This is a genomic window from Catenovulum agarivorans YM01 (genome assembly GCF_000281085.1).
Classification (GTDB): Bacteria; Pseudomonadota; Gammaproteobacteria; order Enterobacterales; family Alteromonadaceae; genus Catenovulum; species Catenovulum agarivorans.
This window is the reverse complement of record NZ_JH767539.1, coordinates 69,324-88,802: the sequence shown is the minus strand read 5'-3', so window position 1 is coordinate 88,802 and position 19,479 is coordinate 69,324. Positions and strand designations below refer to the sequence as shown.

Sequence of the window (19,479 nt, the reverse complement as noted above, 5' to 3'; positions counted from 1 at the left end):
TTAGACATAAAAGACCCCCAGTAATTGGATAGTCCAACTATTGGGGGTCACTTCACTCAAATAACTAGCGGCTTTTTCTACTTAACCTGAACTCGGGATAACAAGTTAGCTAATATATTGAATTGACTATGAAATAGAGATAATTTGGTTCTAGAGTGATATTTTTTCTTAGAACAAGGCGAATTTGCGTACGTAATAGCTGGCTATTACTAGCGAATTCAACGTAGTTATGAGGAAAAATAGCCTCTTGAAAGCAAGTTGTTATCCCGAGTTCAGGTTACTTAACTACCAAGCTTTAAGGTAAGGCAACCTTAAATGGTTTGATGGTAACTGATTTGTATACACCCGCTTCTATGTATGGGTCTTTGTCAGCCCATGCTTGTGCATCTGCCAAACTATCAAATTTAGCGATAACAGTTGAGCCTGTGAAACCAGCTTCGCCTGGATCTTCTGCATCAATCGCTGGATTTGGCCCAGCTACTAATAAACGACCTTGGTCTTTTAATTCATTTAAACGAGCAAGGTGAGCTGCACGTGACGTTTTACGTAGAGGTAAGCTGTTTTCTACGTCTTGGCTATAAATTAAATACCACATTATTGGTTATCCTCTTTATTTTCTTTTGGCAGATGAGGGTAGATGCATGCAATTGTTGCGACAGTAAAGGCAAAAGTTAAACCCATTAAACCGAACAATTTAAAATTCACCCAAACTTCTTGAGAGAAGCTGTAAGCTACATAAAGGTTTAGTATTGCTACAACTGCGAAAAATGCCGCCCATGCGTAAGATATTTTTGCCCATAAAGCTTTAGGTAAAGGCAATTCTTTACCTAATAAAGATTCCATAGGGCTAACTTTAAATACAGCTTGGCTAACAAAAATACCGACAGCAAACAGGCCATTAACCACAGTTACTTTCCATTTGATAAATGCATCGTCTTGGAAGTACAAGGTTAAACCGCCCATTACTAACACAATTAAAAACAATGCCATTTGTTTTTTCGGCATGGTTTTTTGCTTTATCCATTCGTAGATTAAATGTAGCCCGGTTGTACCTATTAGGGCTGCAGTCGCCCAATAGATATCAACCATTTTGTAAACTACAAAAAATACACCTATATGTAAAAATTCAAAAATATTAGCCATAAAGCTTTAGTTTCCTATTGGCGATTATTTAGCTAATCAGTTTGAGTTGCAGCTTTCATTACACGCACAAACTCTGTGATTTGTGCAACCATAGCTGCAGGGTTATCTAAATTCTTTTCAATTAGTTTAACCACGGCTGAACCACTGATTGCACCCGCAGCACCACTTTCAATAGCTGCTTTTACATGTTCAGGTTGAGAAATACCAAAACCTAACAATGCAGGTGGCGCGTTGTAGGTATTGAGTGCAGCAATAACAGTTTCAATTGGCATATTTGCAACAGTTTCTGTACCTGTAACACCTGCGCGGCTAAGTAGGTAAGTATAACCTGAGCCTTTTTCGGCAATTTGTTTAAGCGATTTTTCACTGCCGTTTGGTGGCGCAATAAATATGGCATCAATTTCATGCTTTTCAGCCATCTGTTTAAATGGTGCACTTTCACGCGCTGGTACGTCAGCAACTAATACAGAATCGATACCTACATCTGCACATAAGCCATAAAAACTATCTAAACCTTTAGCGAAAATTAGGTTGCTGTATAACAACAATCCGATTGGAATATCAGCATTGTATTCACGCACTTGTTTAATTAATTCAAAACAGTCTTTTGGTGTTACTTTAGCTTCAAGCGCACGAATATTGGCTTTTTGAATAGTAGGGCCATCGGCAATTGGATCTGAATAAGGAATACCTAATTCAAGTGCATCGGCACCACCGTCAATTAAACCTTTAATAATGTCTAAAGACGTTGCTAAGTTTGGATCACCAATAGTTACAAAAGGTACAAACGCACCTTGTTTTTGTTCTTTTAGCTTGGTGAACATTTGGTTGTATCTATTACTCATAGTGACCTCCTTGCTCTAATACACGGTGAACATGCGCAAGGTCTTTGTCGCCACGTCCTGATAAATTAACAACAATAACGGTTTCTTCAGTAGCTGCTTTAGCAATTTCTAAGGCGTGAGCCAAGGCATGTGATGATTCCAGTGCTGGAATAATACCTTCGCAGCGACAAAGTGTTTGGAATGCATCCAATGCTTGTTCATCTGTTGCCGCTACATATTGCGCTCGGCCTGTTGCGTGCAAATAAGCATGTTGAGGGCCAACGGCTGGATAGTCTAAACCAGCTGATACTGAATAAGACTCTTCAATTTGTCCGTCGTCATCCTGCATAATGTAGGTAACTGCACCGTGTAAAATACCTTTGGTACCTTTACAAATAGTTGCGCCATGTTTAAGGGTAGATAAACCGTGACCACCTGGCTCAACACCTACTAATTTAACGTCTTTTTCGTCAATGAAATCAGCAAACATACCAATTGCATTTGAACCACCACCCACACAAGCAACAACATAGTCAGGCAGTTTACCTTCAGCTTGAACAATTTGCTCTTTCGCCTCGATGCCGATCATTTTTTGGAATTCACGAACCAAAGTTGGGAATGGGTGAGGGCCTGCTGCTGTACCCAATAAATAATGACTGTCTTCATAAGTTGCTGACCAGTCGCGTAATGCTTCGTTTACCGCATCTTTTAATGTGCCTGAGCCTGCATCTACTGGGATAACTTCAGCGCCCATTAATTTCATTCTAAATACATTTGGTTGCTGACGTTCACAGTCTTTTGCACCCATGTAAATACGGCATTTTAAGCCTAATAACGCACAAGCTAATGCGGTAGCAACACCGTGTTGGCCTGCACCTGTTTCGGCGATAACGCGTGATTTACCCATACGTTTAGTTAATAACGCTTGGCCTAAAACTTGGTTAGTTTTATGTGCACCACCGTGCAATAAATCTTCACGTTTTAAATAGATTTTTGCTAATGGGTTTGGCGAAAAATTACGGGTTAAGGTTAATGGCGTTGGACGACCAGCATATTCTTTTAATAAGCTTTCGAATTCTTCTTTAAAAGCTGGATCGTTTTGTGCTGCAATAAATTCTTGTTCTAATTGCTCTAAAGCTGGAACTAAAAGCTCTGGAACAAACATGCCACCAAACTCGCCAAAATAGGCGTCTAATTTCTGTGTCATACTTTCCTCGGTATTATCGTAATTCGTTAAAAATAGCGGTTAATTTTGCTGGGTTTTTAATGCCCGGTGCGTCTTCTGCACCTGAATTAATATCTAAACCCAATGCACCTTGTTTCGCGGCTAGTTTGGCGTTTTCTTCACTAATACCGCCCGCTAACATAAATGGAATTTCAAAGTTTATTTGTGACAAAATTTGCCAATCAATGCTTTTGCCTGTGCCACCTGGCTGTGCTTTTGTACCCGAATCAATCAACCAGCGATCAATTTTAGTTAATTGAGGTAACGGCGAAATAGTCGGGTTATGTGCTTTCCAAATTTGCACATCTTCTGGCAATTTAGGGCGTAGCTTGTCGATATATTCTTGCTCTTCTTCACCGTGTAATTGAATGGCTTTTAAGCCCAATTCTTTGCAAGTATCGGCTACTTTTAACACAGGTGCGTTTACAAACACACCGACATAATCTAATTCGGCAGCAGCAATAACTTGTTTGGCTTTTTCAATATCAACACAACGAGGTGATTTTTCTGCGAAGATCAAACCACCATACACAGCGCCTGCTTGTTTAGCAGCAATGGCATCTTCTGCACGCGTTAAACCACATACTTTGTTTTCACCAACCACTAATTTATGCACAGCTTGTTTTAAGTTATCTTGCGCCATTAACGAACTACCGACTAAAAAGCCTTTAGCGTAGTTAGATAATTCAGACACATGGTCGTGGGTATAAATGCCAGACTCTGAGATGATAATTCTGTCTGCTGGAATTTTTGGTGCTAAATCGCGGGTGGTTTGTAAATCAGTTGATAAATCGCGTAAGTTACGATTATTGATACCAACAATTTTAGCGTTCAGTTTAATTGCACGCGCCAACTCTTCTTCATTCGATACTTCAGTTAAAATATCTAACTTGTAGCTGTCAGCTAACGCAGCCAATTTTGTATATTCTTCATCGTTTAATACAGATAACATTAATAAGATGGCATCTGCATCGTAATAACGCGCTAAGTGCACTTGGTATTCATCAACAAAAAAGTCTTTGCATAAACAAGGTTGAGTCACGTTTGCGCGTACGTATTTTAAATACTCGTGATCCCCTTGAAAGTATTTTTTATCGGTTAATACCGAGATGCCACTGGCATATGGTAAATACGCGTCGATAATTTCATCTAAATTGAATTCAGCTCGAATTAATCCTTTAGATGGGCTGGCTTTTTTACACTCTAATATAAAACCTTTTTGTGGTTTTGCTAGTGAGTCAAATAAGCTTCTATCAGAAGGTGTTAAGCCATCAACAAAACTTGCTAACGGTTTTGCTAGTTTTTGCGTCGCAACTTCTTCGCGTTTATCCGCGCAAATTTTTTCTAATACATTAGCCATTCGACAGCTCCACAAATTTGTTTAAAGTTGTTAGCGCTTTACCAGATTGCATAGCATCAAGTGCGATTTGCGTACCTTGTTTTAAATCAGTTGCTAAACCTGCCATATATAAAAGGGCAGATACGTTGATGGCTACTGCATTTAAATGCGCTTGTTCACCTTTGCCAGATAACATGTTGACACAAATCTCTTTGTTTTCAGCTGGCGTGCCACCTTTAATGTCGCTTAAGGCACATTCGTTTACACCAAAGTCAGCAGGACTTAGGCTATATTGACTGATTTGACCGTCTTTAAGTTCACACACTTGTGTTTCACCATGCAGGGCAATTTCGTCTAAGCCTGAACCATGTACCACCATAGCGCGTTTTAAACCTAGCTGTTTTAAGGTTTCAGCAATTGGCTTGAGCAAATCTCCTGAATAAACACCAAGCAGCTGAATATCTGGTGCTGCAGGGTTAGCTAGCGGGCCTAAAATGTTGAATATGGTACGTGTTTTCATGGTTTGACGCACTGGCATTGCGTGTTTTACACCTGAGTGGTATTGCGGTGCAAAGAAGAAACAAATACCTGCTTCATCTAAACATTTGCGCGATTGCTCTGGGCTAGGTGTAAGGTTTATGCCTAAACCTTCTAACAAATCAGACGAGCCTGATTTGCTTGAAACACTGCGGTTACCATGTTTTGTCATTTTTAAACCACAAGCAGCAGCAACTATGGCAGTTGTGGTTGAAATATTGATAGTGTCGGCACCATCACCACCTGTACCACAGCTATCGGCAATTAGATAATCAGGGCGATTAAACTCAAGTGCATTTGCACGCATTGCGCCTGCAGCTCCTGCAATTTCTTCCGGTGTTTCACCTTTTACTTTTAACGCACCTAACACACCTGCTAATAATATTGGCTCAACTTCGCCTAACATTACTTGGTTAAAAAATGCTTGGGTTTGCGCTTTGTCTGAGTTTTCTCCGGCAAACGCGTTATTGATAAAATCTTGCATAATTAATCCTTATTATTCTGCTGGGCGGGTTAGGTAGTTCAAACTCTGCTTCAGTAATTTCGAACCAAAAGTGGTCAAAATGCTTTCAGGGTGAAATTGATAACCTAAAACTCTGTCTTGCTCATTAATTACAGCCATTGGTATGTCGTTGACTTCGGCAATCAATTCGAGTGAATCAGGCACTGTAGTTGCCATTAACGAGTGGTAACGGGCAACAAAGAGTGGGCTGACCATGTCGGTAAACACTGGGTGATGATTATGGGTAATAGCTGAAGCTTTACCATGCATAATTTCACCTGAAGTACCAACCGTGCCACCATAAGCTTCAACAATTGCTTGATGGCCTAAACAAATACCTATGATTGGAAAGTGGCCTTTACATAGTTGGATAAGCTCCGGCATACAACCCGCTTGTGATGGGCTGCCAGGGCCAGGGGACAACATCAATACCACGTTGTTTTCGCAAGCCTGCATTTTTTCAAACATGACCTTGGCGTCAACATTATTGCGGTAAACGACAAGTTCAAAACCCATGGTTTTGAGTTCATCTACGAGGTTGTAAGTAAACGAGTCGAAGTTATCTAATAAAAATACGGTTGTGCTCATGTTACGCCTCCGATGCTGTTGATGCTGAAATTATTGCGTTTAATACCGCTTGTGCTTTATTGCGGGTTTCGTCGGCTTCGGCTTGTGGTTTTGAATCGTAAACAACACCTGCACCAGCTTGTACATGTGCAGTTCCGTCTTTAACAAAAGCTGAACGAATAACGATGCAGGTATCCATATCACCATCGCTGGTTAAATAACCCACGGCACCGCCATAACTGCCACGGCGTTTTTTCTCGGTTAAACGAATTAATTCCGCAGCTTTGACTTTCGGTGCACCTGTCAGCGTGCCCATGTTCAAACAGGCTTGGTATGCATGCAGCGCATCTAAATCACTACGCAATTGGCCTTTAACACGCGAAACTAAATGCATTACAAATGAATATCTATCGACTTTTTGTAAATCACATACATATCGACTGCCAGGCTCTGAAACGCGAGCAACATCGTTACGAGCTAAATCAACTAGCATCATGTGTTCAGATAATTCTTTATGGTCGCTTCTAAGCTCTTGTTCGATGCGTGAATCTAAATCTAAGTCGATTGTACCATCAGGGTTAAAACCACGGCGACGTGTACCAGCAATTGGGTAAATCTCTACTTCATTACTTGCTTTAGTGTACTTTACTGATGATTCTGGTGATGCGCCAAACAACTCAAAGTTTTGGTCGCGCATATAAAACATATATGGGCTAGGGTTTTGTTTTTTCAGTTTGCGATAGGCTGCAACTGCATGTTTACAAGGCAAGCTAAAAGTACGTGAAGGGACAACTTGGAAAATATCACCTAAACGAATATTTTCTTTTAATGCGATAACTGATTGGCAAAAGTCTTCGTCACTCACATCTACTTTTACATCATCTTGACTGATGGGGGCTAACTCTGGATGAAAATCTTCAAGTTTGCTTAGTGCTTGATGATAATTTTCTAAACTACTTTTAGCCTTTGCAGCATGCTCAGGACAAAAACTATAGCTGGTTAATTCAGCTGTTTGTGTTTGATGATCACAAACTAAAATGGTTTCAGCTAAATAAAATGCATAGTCTGGGCAGCTATTTTCGCCATCCGGCACATTTGGTAACTCTTCAACGACACCTACTAAGTCATAACCAAATACACCACCTAAAAACACAGGTTTGTTGTCGGTTGGAATGGTTAACAGTGAGCGTAAAACTTCAAAAGGGTTAGCAGATTTTAATCGTTGGTCTTCTTCTAAATTGTGTAGCGGGCGAGTGAAAACAAATTCGCTGTGATTATTGTTTTGGCTTTTAAGGTGCTGTGCAAGTTTATTGTTTAAAAATTGCAGTGCGGGCAAACCGTTGCTGTTAAGTGCATCTACACTGACAGTTAAGCCGTTGCATTCCACTCGCAAACAGGCATCTAATAACAAAATACTTTTAAGATTGTCTTTGCTATCAATTTCAGCTGATTCTAATAACAATGAGTTGGTATGATCCTTAGCCAGGTTATAGTAGACGGTAAGAGGGTCTGCTATATATTCAGTGGCTAACTGATTGGTAATAAGTTGTGTTGTCATAATTTAATTTCGTCTTGATTAAGTTTAAGAAAAATAATGAGAAAAACCTTAATCAATTTCGCCATCGTATTAGTAATCTAGTGCCTAATGTCATTCTGATACCTATTTTCGGATTAAATCCATACCCTTGTACCCGACGTTTATAGAAGCAAATTTTCCGCGCTCTATTATAATTGGGTGCCTATTGTACCTAAGCTTTAAAAACAAAAAAGCCCGCATTTGCGGGCTTTTTTGTTTTTGTATAAATAATACACAACCGGCCCGCACTTTATGTGAGGCTCCACCACCATACTAATGATTTGTTTGCAGTTAAGTTTTGCATAAGGTTGTATATTCGAATCTGTACTTAAAAATATATGCATAATGAAACGCATATCTGTGGTAAAGTCAACCGTTAATTGAAAAAAGAGCGTGATTTGCATGAAAATTGATTTACATAGCCATACAAAATGTTCAGACGGTGAATTATCGCCAGAAGAACTCGTATTACGAGCATCAAACAAAGGTGTTGATGTGCTGGCTATTACAGATCACGATACAGTATCAGCGCTTGAACCCGCCCGTGACGCAATTATCAAACACAAGTTACCGCTCAAGTTAGTTGCGGGTGTAGAAATTTCCACACGTTGGCATGGTTTTGAAATTCATGTGGTTGGGTTAAATATTGACGATAAACAACCAGAGTTAGTCGCTTTATTAACTCAGCAACAAAATACCCGTGATAAACGTGCTGAAAAAATAGCAGCTAAACTTGCGCGGGTATTGCCTGAATCTTACGGTTTTACTGCAGAAACAATTATGCAAAAGGTGTTAGAAAAAGCACAAGGGCAGAGTATTTCGCGTGTCCATTTTGCCAAAACACTGTTGGAAGCAGGTATAGTTGATCGCATGCAACAAGCATTTGATAAATATTTAGGGCGAAAAGGCAAAGCTTATGCTGCACCTGAATGGATAAGTGTTGAACAAGCTATTGCTGCAATAAAAGCAGCGGGTGGCCATGCAGTACTGGCCCATCCAACGCGTTATGATCTTAAAAACAAATGGGTACGCAAATTAGTTGATTATTTTGCAGATCACCAAGGGGATGCAATTGAAGTTGGATTACCAAGGCAAAACAATAACGAATTGATTCAACTAGCCACATACGCGCAGCAAGCTAAATTAAAATCTTCACAAGGTTCTGACTTTCATCGAGTTTCTTCCTATACTGAATTAGGTAACCTATTACCATTGCCCGAATTTTGTGAACCAATATGGACTGACTGGCAATTGGTCAATCCAGCTTAAGGAGTATTTCATGAGCCAATTTTTTTATGTTCACCCAGACAACCCACAAAAAAGACTATTAAACCAAGCATGCGAAATTATTCGAAATGGTGGTGTGGTTATTTATCCAACTGACTCAGGTTATGCCATTGGTTGCCAAGTAGGGGATAAAGCTGCATTAGAGCGTATATGCCAAATTCGAAGAATAGACATGGATCACGATTTTACTTTAATGTGTAAAGACGTCTCTGAATTATCAACTTATGCCAAAGTCAGTAACACTGCGTTTCGTATGTTAAAAAACAATACGCCAGGCGCTTATACCTTTATTTTTAAAGCAACCCGTGAAGTACCAAGACGCCTACAAAACCCTAAGCGTAAAACTATCGGTATTCGTATTCCGGATAATATTATTGCGCAAGAGTTATTGGAAACTTTGGGTGAACCATTAATGAGTTCAAGCTTGTTGTTGCCTGGACAAACTTTTGCCGAGTCTGATCCTGAATCGATTCGTGATAGTTTAGAGCACGCGGTTGATTTAATTATCCATGGTGGTTATTTAGCCGAAAGCCAAACAACAGTTATCGATTTATCAGAAGATCAAGCTGAAGTTATTCGTGTTGGCCAAGGTAATCCAGAGCCTTTCGAATAAACCCCAAGAGCAGTCGTTAGTAACAATGAATACAGCCGTAGCATCTGTGCCTATTCAACAAGAGCTGCCCCTTGCTTATGTGCGAGGCGAAGCTGTTATAGAAAAGCCAGAAGATTTATTTATTCCACCAGAAGCTTTGGAGGTAATACTTGAATCTTTTGAAGGACCGTTAGATTTATTGCTGTATTTAATACGCAAACAGAAGTTTGAAGTAGCCGATATTCCAATTTTTCAAATAACTTCGCAGTACATGGAATACGTAGAAGTGATGAAAGACGTAAACTTAGAATTGGCAGCGGAATATTTAGTCATGGCTGCAGTTTTGGCCGAAATTAAATCACGTGTATTGCTGCCAAAATTGAAGCAAGATGAAGACGAAGAGGAAGATCCCCGTGCAGAGCTTATTCGTCGTCTGCAAGAGTATGAAATTATTAAAAAAGCGGCGGAAGAAATTGATAATTTACCGCGCGAAGAACGTGATTTTTTTGCTGGCACTGTGATGGTGGCGGAAAATTGCAAACCTGTGGTAATTCAGCCAGATGTGGATTTAAAAGAGCTCGTGTTGGCGTTTTCATCTATTTTAAAACGTGCCGCTAATTTTCAACATCACCAGATTAAACCCGAGTTGCTGTCGACACGCGCTAGAATGACGGCTATTCTCGAAAAGCTGTCTAGCGAGACTTATCAACCTTTTGCCGATTTTTTTGAAATAAAAGAAGGAAAAAGTGGTGTAGTTGTCACCTTCTTGGCTATCCTTGAATTAGTCAAAGAAAAGTTGGTTGTATTGATTCAGAACCAAGTGTTTACAGACATTCATATTAAAGCTGTATAGAAAGTAGCTTGGGTTTATTTGTAATAAATTAGACTGAAATATTTTAGCTAAAGAATTTGAAAAGCCACAAAAGTTGGTTAATCTTTAAGCAAATGGTAACGGAACAAAGTTGAGATCTAAATTCAACTCTTATCAAAGTAGTACAGGAGATGGTTAGATTCTAACCTATACAATTATGCAACAGTTACTGCAAAACATTATAGATTCCATTGATGATCTGGTTTTCGTTAAAGATAAAAACTTTAAATATATTGCCTGTAATCAAGCATTTTGCGATTTTGTTGGTAAAGAGTATAACCAAGTTGTAGGCTCGTTCGATGAAGACCTTTTTCCAGATCCCAAAGTTGTAGAGTGGTTTCGAGAATGGGACGCTAAATTATTCGAACAAGATGCCGCTCAGCAAACAGAAGAATGGTGTACCTTACCTGATGGTAGCAAAGTATTGTTCGACACTGTGAAGTACCCTTTCAAAGACGAAGATGGACAAACAATTGCGTTAGTCGGTATTAGCCGAGATATTACTGAGAAAAAACGCTGTCTCGAAAAAATCGAATTGTTAAACCAAAAACTACTATATACCTCAAATCATGACGTTGTAACCAAAATCCATAACCGTAGATATTTTAATGAAACGTTTGAAGTTACATTTATGGATGCAATGATTTCACAGGTTCAAGTGGGGGTTTTATTAATAGATATTGATTATTTTAAGCAATATAACGATAGATATGGACATTTATCAGGGGATGATTGTTTATTGCGGATCGCGCAAACTTTAGATGAAGTGTTTTGTGAACACGAAAGTATTGTAGCAAGGTTTGGCGGTGATGAATTTATTGTGGCGCTAAGTAGAATAACCGAAGCGGATATTGAAAAGCTGACGAAAAAATGCCACCAAGCGGTGGCCGAATTGAATTTGTCGAATTCAGCTTCATTGATCGATGACTTTATCACGCTTACTATTGGTGCTTACACAGCCGTTCCAGATTCTTGTGATACGGTATTTAGTTTTATTGAAAGTGCAGATAAAGCTTTATATCAAGCGAAGAAGCTCGGTCGCAACCAATCTGTGGTGTATGCTGGTGCACGTCAAAAATCTGGAGAAAAGTTAGTTAAACTACTCTCTAACTAATAAAATTGCGCTGTTTAGTGTGAGCAGTAGCCTCGGATGTTTTTTGATGACACGCTTACTGACATAAAAACCAAAATCGCGACTACTGTGTAAATACACCCTAAACTTATCTTTCGACACTCCAGCTTTGTCTGCTGCATCTTCAAATACCCATTGAGCTAGCATAACGGCGTCAATTCGGCCTTTATCCAGCATAATTGGGATGTTAGCAAGTTCAATAACAGGTTCAACCTGATAATTGTGCTTTACAAGCCATTGGTGTGTATTGGTTTTGAAATGGCTGGCAATTCGGTATTTTTGTATAAAAGTTTCAGACAAGGGCGATTCAATAATGTGCGGTGACACATACCAATTCCATTTGTTGATCATTACCGGTGCAGAAAATACAGCTATTTTGTCTCTTGCATCGTTTTTTGAAGCTAAAAAGAAACCATCGACTAAATTGCGGTTTAGTTGTTCAAAAGCTTGCGCGTAGTTGGCAACAGGCCTAATTTGATATTTGATTCCAGCCTTTTCCAGCGCAGCAATTGCGAGTTTATAACCTTTTCCATGCCACTGGCCATTTTCTTCATATGTGTAAGGGGGAAACTGAGGTACTGCAAAAGTAAGCACGTCAGGATTTTTTGCCCAAGCCGAACTCGGAAGTAGAGCTGCTAAAAACAATATCCACATGGTGATTGAATGCATAAAAACCATCTCAAAGTTAGCTTTATATTAGCCTAGACCTAAGCCAATACTTTTGCCAAACAAAGCTTAGCTTCCATGGCCAATTTTCTATATAATCCGCACTCACTAAGCTTTAGAGAATTTGATAGACAGATGATCCCACGTTTAACCCAAGTTGATGCCATAGAAAAAATTTATCTAGATTTCTTAGAAGAACTACAACAAAACGGATTTAAAGGTGAAATAGAAACCAGTTATGCCAGCCGTTTTTCGGTTTCAACGGATAACAGTGTTTATCAAAGCCTACCGCAAGCTGTAGTGTTGCCTAAAGATGTTGCTGACTTACAACTAGTGACTAAAGTTGCAGGCAAAACTGAATTTGCTGCTGTTAAATTCTCGCCGCGCGGTGGTGGTACAGGTACGAATGGTCAGTCATTAACCCAAGGCATAGTGGTTGACATGAGTCGCCACATGAATCAAATTCTTGAATTTAATGCCGAAGAAAAGTGGGTGCGCGTTCAATCCGGTGTGGTTAAAGACCAACTGAATGCTTTTTTAAAACCACATGGTTTTTTCTTTGCGCCAGATTTAAGTACCAGTAACCGTGCAACTATTGGTGGCATGATTAACACTGACGCATCAGGTCAAGGCTCTTTGGTGTATGGTAAAACCAGTGATCATGTATTAGCGCTAAAAAACATCTTATTAGGTGGAGATGTTTTAGAAACTGCAAAAATGCCAATAGCTGAAGCAGAAGAGCTTGCGAAACAAGACACCAATATTGGCAAAATCTACCAGCAAGTATTAACTAGCTGTCGTGATAAACGCCAGCAGATATTAGAAAAATTCCCTCGTTTAAACCGTTTCTTAACTGGTTACGATTTAGAACACGTTTTTAATGAAGATTTAACCGAATTCGATTTAGGCCGAGTGATTACAGGCTCAGAAGGTTCACTAGCTTTTGTTGCTGAAGCTAAATTAAACGTCACGCCGATTGCGCCATTCAAAACACTCATAAATGTTAAGTATGATAGCTTTGAATCAGCCTTGCGCAATGCGCCTTTCCTTGTTCAAGCAAACGCGACATCTGTTGAAACCATAGACAGCAAAGTTTTAAACCTAGCGCGTGAAGATATTATTTGGGAGTCGGTAAAACATTTAATTACTGATGTACCCGGTAAAACCATGGAAGGCATTAATATTGTTGAATTTAACGCAGTAGAAGCGGCTGACAGTCAAGCCAAAATAACTGCGTTAACCGACAAATTAGACGCATTAGTTGCTAACAATGAAGCTGGTATTATTGGCTACCAAGTTACTTCTGATTTAGCCAGTATTCAAACCATTTATGAGATGCGCAAAAAAGCTGTGGGTTTATTGGGCAATACTAAAGGCACTAAAAAACCGCTCGCTTTTGCTGAAGACACTGCTGTACCACCAGAAAACCTAGCTGACTTCATTATGGAGTTCAGAGACTTATTAGATGGCTATGGTTTAAATTACGGTATGTTTGGCCATGTTGATGCAGGTGTTTTACATGTGCGCCCAGCTTTAGATATGTGCGATCCTGAACAAGAAGTGACTTTGCGCAAAATATCCGACCAAGTAGTCGCGTTAACCGCAAAATATGGCGGCTTAATGTGGGGTGAACATGGTAAAGGGTATCGCAGTGAATATGGTCCAGAGTTTTTCGGTGATGAGTTATTTTTAGAGTTACGTAAAATTAAAGCGGCATTTGACCCGTTAAATAGGGTTAACCCAGGTAAAATTTGTACACCAGTTGACTCGAATGAAAAGCTTGTATCAGTTGACGATACTAAACGCGGTTTTTACGACAGACAAATTCCGGTCAAAGTTAAAGAAAGTGTTGAAACAGCGATGAACTGTAATGGCAATGGCCTGTGCTTTAACTGGGATGCTAACAGCCCAATGTGTCCATCGTATAAAGTGACTCGTGATCGCCGCCATAGCCCAAAAGGCCGAGCAGGATTAATGCGTGAATGGTTGCGCCAGTTAAGTAACCAAGGCATAGACTTTAATAACGAAGAAAAAGCTTTATTAAAAGGTGAAGATGATTCTTCTTGGTTCGCTCGTTGGCAAAACACTAAAAATAAAAACGCTGGCGAATACGATTATTCGCACGAAGTGATGGAAGCTATGGACGAGTGTTTAGCTTGTAAAGCCTGCTCTAGCCAATGTCCAATAAAAGTCGATGTACCTGGTTTTAGAGCGCGTTTTTTACAGCTATATTATTCGCGTTATAGCCGTCCATTAAAGGATTATTTAGTTGCGGGTATCGAAAATAGTGCGCCATTAATGGCAAAAGCTCCGCGATTTTTTAACTTCTTTTTAAATACTAAGTTAGTGCAAGGCTTAATTAAAAGCACCTTAGGGTATGTGGATACACCAACGCTAAGTTATCCAACACTTGAGCAGCAGGTGGCTAAAGTAGGTGAATTAAATGTATTAGATTGGGATATTAATCGCATTCGCAATCTAACAGAAGCTCAGCGCTTAAAAGTGGTTGCTATAGTACAAGACCCATTTACATCGTTTTATGATGCGGATGTTGTAGCAGATTGGGTAAAACTTATTAGCAAACTGGGTTACACGCCAATTTTGTTGCCATTTGTACCAAATGGTAAACCGCAGCACGTAAAAGGTTTCTTAAAACGTTTTGCAAATACAGCTAAAACAGCCGCAGAGTTTTTAAACCAACTTGCCGAATTAAACATTACTATGGTGGGAACCGACCCTAGTTTAGTTTTATGTTATCGGGATGAATACACCAAAGCATTAGGTGAAGACCGCGGCGATTTTGAAGTTTTACTGCCGCATGAGTGGTTAAAAGATGTTGCCTTCCCTGAAGCTAAACAATACAACATAGAGTTTAAACTATTTGGCCATTGCTCAGAAAAAACAGCAGTGCCAGCAAGTCAAAAAGATTGGCAAAACATATTTGCAAAAGTGGGGGCTAAATTAACCCCTGTTGCTGTTGGTTGTTGTGGTATGGCTGGTACTTATGGGCATGAAGCGTCACACCTTGAAAATTCTCAGCAAATTTATCAAATGAGCTGGGGAGACAAAGTGTCTAAGTTGCCACAAGAAGTTGTATTGGCAACTGGTTATTCTTGTCGCTCACAAGTTAAACGTGAAGATGGTTTTAAACCTAAACATCCTGTACAGGCTTTGTTGAAGTTGTTGAATAGTTAAATATTATTTATTGATTTGATTGTTAAAAACGGGCGTATCGATACGCCCGTTTTTATTTGAGTGGTAGTATTTTCTGTCCTTAGATTAATGCTGTACTTAGCAGAATCTATGACACTTAGCCTAGAGATATTTATGCTTTAGTGCCTCTAGGCGTGGTTATTGCCGTACTCAACCAACCAACAACTCACGTGCATTTTCTAACGTATTATTGGTAATGGTATCACCACCTAATAAACGTGCTAGTTCGTAAATGCGCTCTTCAGTAGAAAGTTTACGCATAGTTGTTTGGGTGCTGGTTTCGTCGTTAGATTTACTCACTAACATTTGTTGATGACCACAAGCTGCAACTTGCGGTAAATGGGTTACACAAATAACTTGAGTAGATTCACCAATTTTACGCAGCATTTGTCCGACTACCGCTGCAGTTGGGCCGCTAATACCTACATCAACTTCATCAAAAATGAGCGTAGGTGTATCAGATTTTTCCGCGGTTAAAACCTGCATTGCGAGGCTGATACGTGATAATTCACCACCAGATGCAACTTTATGCATGGCTTGTAAAGGTTGACCTGGGTTAGCACTGACCAAAAACTCAATTGCATCAGAGCCTAACTTTGATGGTTTTTCAATTGAGTTAACCGTTACTTTAAATTGGCCTTGTTTCATATTGAGTTTTTGCATACTTTGGGTAACTAGCTCAGATAATTGTTCTGCTACAACTAAACGGCTTTCACGCAGTTGCTCAGCAGTTTGCCAATAATGGGCTTCAGCTTCTGCTACTTGGTGAACTAAAGCTTCGTTTTGTTCGTCGCAACGTTTTATTTCTGCAAGTTCAGCCGATAATTTTTCATGTTCAATATGCAACTCTTCTGGTGTTACTTTATGTTTACGCGCTAACTCTAATGCGGTTGACATACGTTCTTCAATTTGCAGTAAACGTTCAGGATCTGGCTCTTGGCTGTCAATGTAGTCACGCAATTCATAACTGGCTTCTTTCACTTGAATTTCGGCTTCATCTAACATTCCAGCTATGTTGGATAGCGATTCATCGTAGCGGGATAAATCAGCTAGTTTATGTTGAACCAATTGCAACATGCTGACTATGGTTTGTTCATCATTTTCGTATAACAAGCTATAACATTGTTGGCTGTCAGCGAGCAAAGTTACTGCATTAGATAGTCTTTTATGCTCAGCCTCAATTTGGCTAAATTCGCCTTCAGCGAGTGCGAATTCATCTAATTCAGCAACTTGGTATTCTAATAACTGTAAACGTGCATCGCGTTGCGATTGCATTTCTTCTAATTGTTTTAATTCAGTTTTAAGCTTATTCCAGCCTTTATAAGCCAGTTCAGTTTGTGCTAATAGATGTTTATGGTCGGCATATTGGTCAAGTAAACTCAGTTGGTAATCGGCCTTCATCAATAACTGATGAGCATGCTGTCCATGAATATTCACTAAATGAGGAGCAAAACTACGTAATTGTTGCGCAGGAACTGGTGCACCATTGATATATGCGCGCGAACGTCCTTCGGCGGTAACAACACGGCGAATAATGCACTCTTCTTGCTCTGGTTGTAGAAAGTCTTGCTCGGCCAACCAATTTTTTGCAGATGGAATATGTTGAATGTTAAAGGTTGCGCTTATCTCTGTTTTATCCGCACCAGGCCTAACCATAGCAGCTTCAGCTCTGCTGCCTAAACATAATCCTAAAGCATCAATTGAAATAGATTTACCAGCACCTGTTTCGCCGGTAATTGTGCTCATACCTGCATCTATTTCAATATCTAAACTATCAACAATGGCAAAGTCTTTAACATATAAGTGAGTCAACATAATCCAATTTTCCAATTATCGAATTGCACTGTTCGTATAACCAGTATTAAAGGTGACTTTTACTGTATAGTCAAACAGTATTTTCGAGAAAGAGTGGTTTTACACAGTCGAAAGGCTATAAGTGACTTGGCCATTATTTAACAAGCTACCTTTTTGCCAGCCTTGTTTTTGATAAAAGTGCTCGGCTTGGCTATTTTGCCCAGTTGATAGGTAAACTTTATTTATACCATTTTGGTTAAGCCAGTTAATTGCTTGGGTGAGTAGGGCAGAGCCAATGCCTTGTCTATGATGATGTTGGTCAACAAACAGCGCCCATATACTGCTTTCTTTTTTAGAGCAAATAACATAACCCGTTACTCTGTTACTTTGCATTGCAACCCAACCTTTGCCATATTTAGTCAGGTAGTTTAGATAGCAGTTTTGAGAGATGGAAATGTCATCTGGTAGGGTGTTGTCACTTAGCTGGTTACGTATGCGATTAAAATCAACAATATCAAATGCTTGGGCTTCTCGTATTAGCATTGCGCCGCTCTGTTTTTAGGCGATAAAGTTAGTCTAATCTGTGTTCAAAAAAATTTAAACAAATTAATTAAAATTAATATTGTGATTTGAAAAATTTGCCTTAAACTTCGCGAAATTATGGATTTAGGCAAGAGTGTTAAGTGTCGTTTCTCCCATCTAGATCATCAGTAAATTTAGTTTAATTTTTATTTGTAGGAGCGACCATGATTAGCAGCTTTGTAGTTGCCGACCAACCAATTTCATTCGATGCACAAGCTCACGAAGATTTTGTCTTAACTTTCGAGCAGTATCTTGCCGAACATCCGCGCAAAGACTTACGCAAAGTTAAAATTATTAACTTGTGTGATATCGAACAATATTTAAGTAAAGGCTATTACTGCTCGTTATTAGCTGAAGCGCGTGGTCACAAGGTATTGCCGTCAGTTAATACCATTAATGACTTACGCAACGAAGCTTTATACAAACCTCAATTATCCGATACTGTGTTGCCAAGTGTTGCGAAAAAAGTGCGATCGTTGCACCCAGTGCAATTTACTCTATACATTTATTTTGGCATTCCTGATTTTGAAGGGTTTGACGCATTAGCGAAAAAGTTATTTAGCCAATTTCCAGCGCCTATTTTGGCCTTAGATATAGATACAGTTAACTGGAAAATTAACTCAATTTCTTGCCAAAGCTACAACAAGTTAAATGAACAACAATACGCAAAATTTGCCGATGCATTGTTAAGTTTTAACCACAGGTTATGGCAACCGAAAAAGCCGAAAAAACAACACCGTTGGGAAATGGCGATATTGGTGGATGAAAGCGAACAATTGCCACCAAGTGACAAAGTTGCGTTAAACAAAATGGTAAAAGCAGCGGCCAAAGTAGGGATTAAAGCCGAGTTTATTGGTGAGCAAGATTATGCGCGTTTAAACGAATATGACGCACTATTTATTCGGGTAACCACAGCGATAGACCATTACACCTACAAATTTGCGCGCAAGGCAGAATTAGAAGGTTTGGTGGTAATAGACGATCCAACTTCAATTTTGCGCTGTTGTAACAAGGTTTTTTTACAAGACGCCTTTACTTACAACAAAGTACCAGCGTTAAAAACTTGGTCTGTTAGCAGCTCGAATGATGATGATTTAGACAATATTGAAAGTAACTTTGATTACCCAATCGTATTAAAAGTACCAGAAAGCGCCTTTTCACGTGGCGTATACAAGGTTAAAAATCGCGACGAGCTTAAGCTTCGTTTAGATGAGCTATTGCAACAAAGCGCTTTGGTGTTAGTTCAAACTTACTTATATACCGACTTTGACTGGCGCATTGGTATTTTAAACAACAAACCTTTGTATGCCTGTAAGTACTATATGGTGGGCGGCCATTGGCAAATTTACAAACACGAAAACGCCACAGCAGATTCCGGCGGTTTTGAAACTTTACCAACCTTTGAAGTGCCAAGAGTTGTGTTAGATGCAGCCATTAAAGCCTCTAAAGTAATAGGTAATGGTTTGTATGGTGTTGATGTAAAACAGCATGGCAACCAAGCTTATGTCATTGAAATTAACGACAACCCAAGTTTAGATTGGGAAGTAGAAGATTTGTACCTAGGTGACGAGTTATACATGATGATAATGTCAGAAATGGCACGTCGTTTAGAAAACAGAGGTCGTTAAT

General features: G+C 39.5%; 17 protein-coding genes. 6 read left to right on the top strand and 11 right to left on the bottom strand.

The window, feature by feature from the left end; translation table 11 throughout:
- Positions 1–295: 295 nt before the first annotated feature.
- Genes WSC_RS0119580 through WSC_RS0119545 form a run of 8 tightly spaced genes read right to left on the bottom strand, consistent with a single transcriptional unit; the run spans position 296 to position 7,695 of the window.
- Positions 296–595: a YciI family protein gene (locus WSC_RS0119580; RefSeq protein WP_016957656.1), complete on the bottom strand. Its 300-nt coding sequence runs from the start codon at positions 593–595 to the stop codon at positions 296–298.
- Positions 595–1,143 (bottom strand): septation protein A, encoded by a 549-nt coding sequence (locus WSC_RS0119575; RefSeq protein ID WP_016957655.1) that lies wholly within the window; start codon positions 1,141–1,143, stop codon positions 595–597. The genes WSC_RS0119580 and WSC_RS0119575 overlap by 1 nt, the downstream gene beginning before the upstream one ends.
- Positions 1,144–1,175: 32 nt before the next feature.
- Positions 1,176–1,988: a tryptophan synthase subunit alpha gene (trpA, locus tag WSC_RS0119570; protein ID WP_016957654.1), complete on the bottom strand. Its 813-nt coding sequence runs from the start codon at positions 1,986–1,988 to the stop codon at positions 1,176–1,178.
- Positions 1,981–3,174, bottom strand: coding sequence for a tryptophan synthase subunit beta (gene trpB, locus WSC_RS0119565; RefSeq protein WP_016957653.1), 1,194 nt, complete (start codon positions 3,172–3,174; stop codon positions 1,981–1,983). Before trpB ends, trpA begins: the two co-directional genes overlap by 8 nt.
- Before the next feature lie 13 nt (positions 3,175–3,187).
- Positions 3,188–4,552 (bottom strand): bifunctional indole-3-glycerol-phosphate synthase TrpC/phosphoribosylanthranilate isomerase TrpF, encoded by a 1,365-nt coding sequence (gene trpCF / locus WSC_RS0119560; protein ID WP_016957652.1) that lies wholly within the window; start codon positions 4,550–4,552, stop codon positions 3,188–3,190.
- Positions 4,545–5,552, bottom strand: a complete 1,008-nt coding sequence (trpD, locus tag WSC_RS0119555) for an anthranilate phosphoribosyltransferase (protein WP_016957651.1) — start codon at positions 5,550–5,552, stop codon at positions 4,545–4,547. The genes trpCF and trpD overlap by 8 nt, the downstream gene beginning before the upstream one ends.
- A 12-nt stretch (positions 5,553–5,564) precedes the next feature.
- Positions 5,565–6,158: an aminodeoxychorismate/anthranilate synthase component II gene (locus WSC_RS0119550; protein WP_016957650.1), complete on the bottom strand. Its 594-nt coding sequence runs from the start codon at positions 6,156–6,158 to the stop codon at positions 5,565–5,567.
- Between the two features lies 1 nt (position 6,159).
- Positions 6,160–7,695, bottom strand: a complete 1,536-nt coding sequence (locus WSC_RS0119545; RefSeq protein WP_016957649.1) for an anthranilate synthase component 1 — start codon at positions 7,693–7,695, stop codon at positions 6,160–6,162.
- A gap of 420 nt (positions 7,696–8,115) precedes the next feature.
- Here WSC_RS0119545 and WSC_RS0119540 point away from each other — a divergent pair, with 420 nt between their 5' ends.
- The 4 genes from WSC_RS0119540 to WSC_RS0119525 all read left to right on the top strand — a co-directional run bounded on the left by WSC_RS0119540 (position 8,116) and on the right by WSC_RS0119525 (position 11,577).
- The gene (locus WSC_RS0119540; RefSeq protein WP_016957648.1) at positions 8,116–8,982 is read left to right on the top strand and encodes a PHP domain-containing protein; all 867 of its coding nucleotides are present in this window, start codon (positions 8,116–8,118) and stop codon (positions 8,980–8,982) included.
- A 10-nt stretch (positions 8,983–8,992) separates the two neighbouring features.
- On the top strand, positions 8,993–9,613 hold the full coding sequence (locus WSC_RS0119535; RefSeq protein WP_016957647.1) for an L-threonylcarbamoyladenylate synthase: 621 nt from the start codon (positions 8,993–8,995) through the stop codon (positions 9,611–9,613).
- Between the two features lie 25 nt (positions 9,614–9,638).
- A complete protein-coding gene (locus tag WSC_RS0119530; protein WP_016957646.1) occupies positions 9,639–10,445 on the top strand; it encodes a segregation and condensation protein A in 807 nt (268 codons plus the stop codon).
- Positions 10,446–10,620: 175 nt separating this feature from the next.
- Positions 10,621–11,577: a sensor domain-containing diguanylate cyclase gene (locus WSC_RS0119525; RefSeq protein ID WP_016957645.1), complete on the top strand. Its 957-nt coding sequence runs from the start codon at positions 10,621–10,623 to the stop codon at positions 11,575–11,577.
- On the opposite strand, the gene WSC_RS0119520 is transcribed toward WSC_RS0119525, so the two are convergent.
- Entirely contained in the window at positions 11,563–12,264 is a 702-nt protein-coding gene (locus WSC_RS0119520) for a substrate-binding periplasmic protein (RefSeq protein WP_157447362.1), read from the bottom strand. The genes WSC_RS0119525 and WSC_RS0119520 overlap by 15 nt on opposite strands.
- A 132-nt stretch (positions 12,265–12,396) precedes the next feature.
- Between WSC_RS0119520 and ydiJ the strand changes: the two genes are divergently transcribed.
- The gene (gene ydiJ / locus WSC_RS0119515) at positions 12,397–15,456 is read left to right on the top strand and encodes a D-2-hydroxyglutarate dehydrogenase YdiJ (protein WP_026016966.1); all 3,060 of its coding nucleotides are present in this window, start codon (positions 12,397–12,399) and stop codon (positions 15,454–15,456) included.
- Positions 15,457–15,624: 168 nt separating this feature from the next.
- Here ydiJ and recN read toward each other — a convergent pair whose 3' ends face one another.
- Complete coding sequence (gene recN, locus WSC_RS0119510) at positions 15,625–17,289, bottom strand: DNA repair protein RecN (RefSeq protein ID WP_016957642.1); 1,665 nt, start codon at positions 17,287–17,289, stop codon at positions 15,625–15,627.
- 99 nt (positions 17,290–17,388) lie between these two features.
- Positions 17,389–17,811, bottom strand: coding sequence for a GNAT family N-acetyltransferase (locus tag WSC_RS0119505; RefSeq protein WP_016957641.1), 423 nt, complete (start codon positions 17,809–17,811; stop codon positions 17,389–17,391).
- A 203-nt stretch (positions 17,812–18,014) separates the two neighbouring features.
- Here WSC_RS0119505 and WSC_RS0119500 point away from each other — a divergent pair, with 203 nt between their 5' ends.
- Positions 18,015–19,478, top strand: coding sequence for a RimK family protein (locus WSC_RS0119500; protein WP_016957640.1), 1,464 nt, complete (start codon positions 18,015–18,017; stop codon positions 19,476–19,478).
- The last annotated feature ends 1 nt before the right edge of the window (position 19,479 follow it).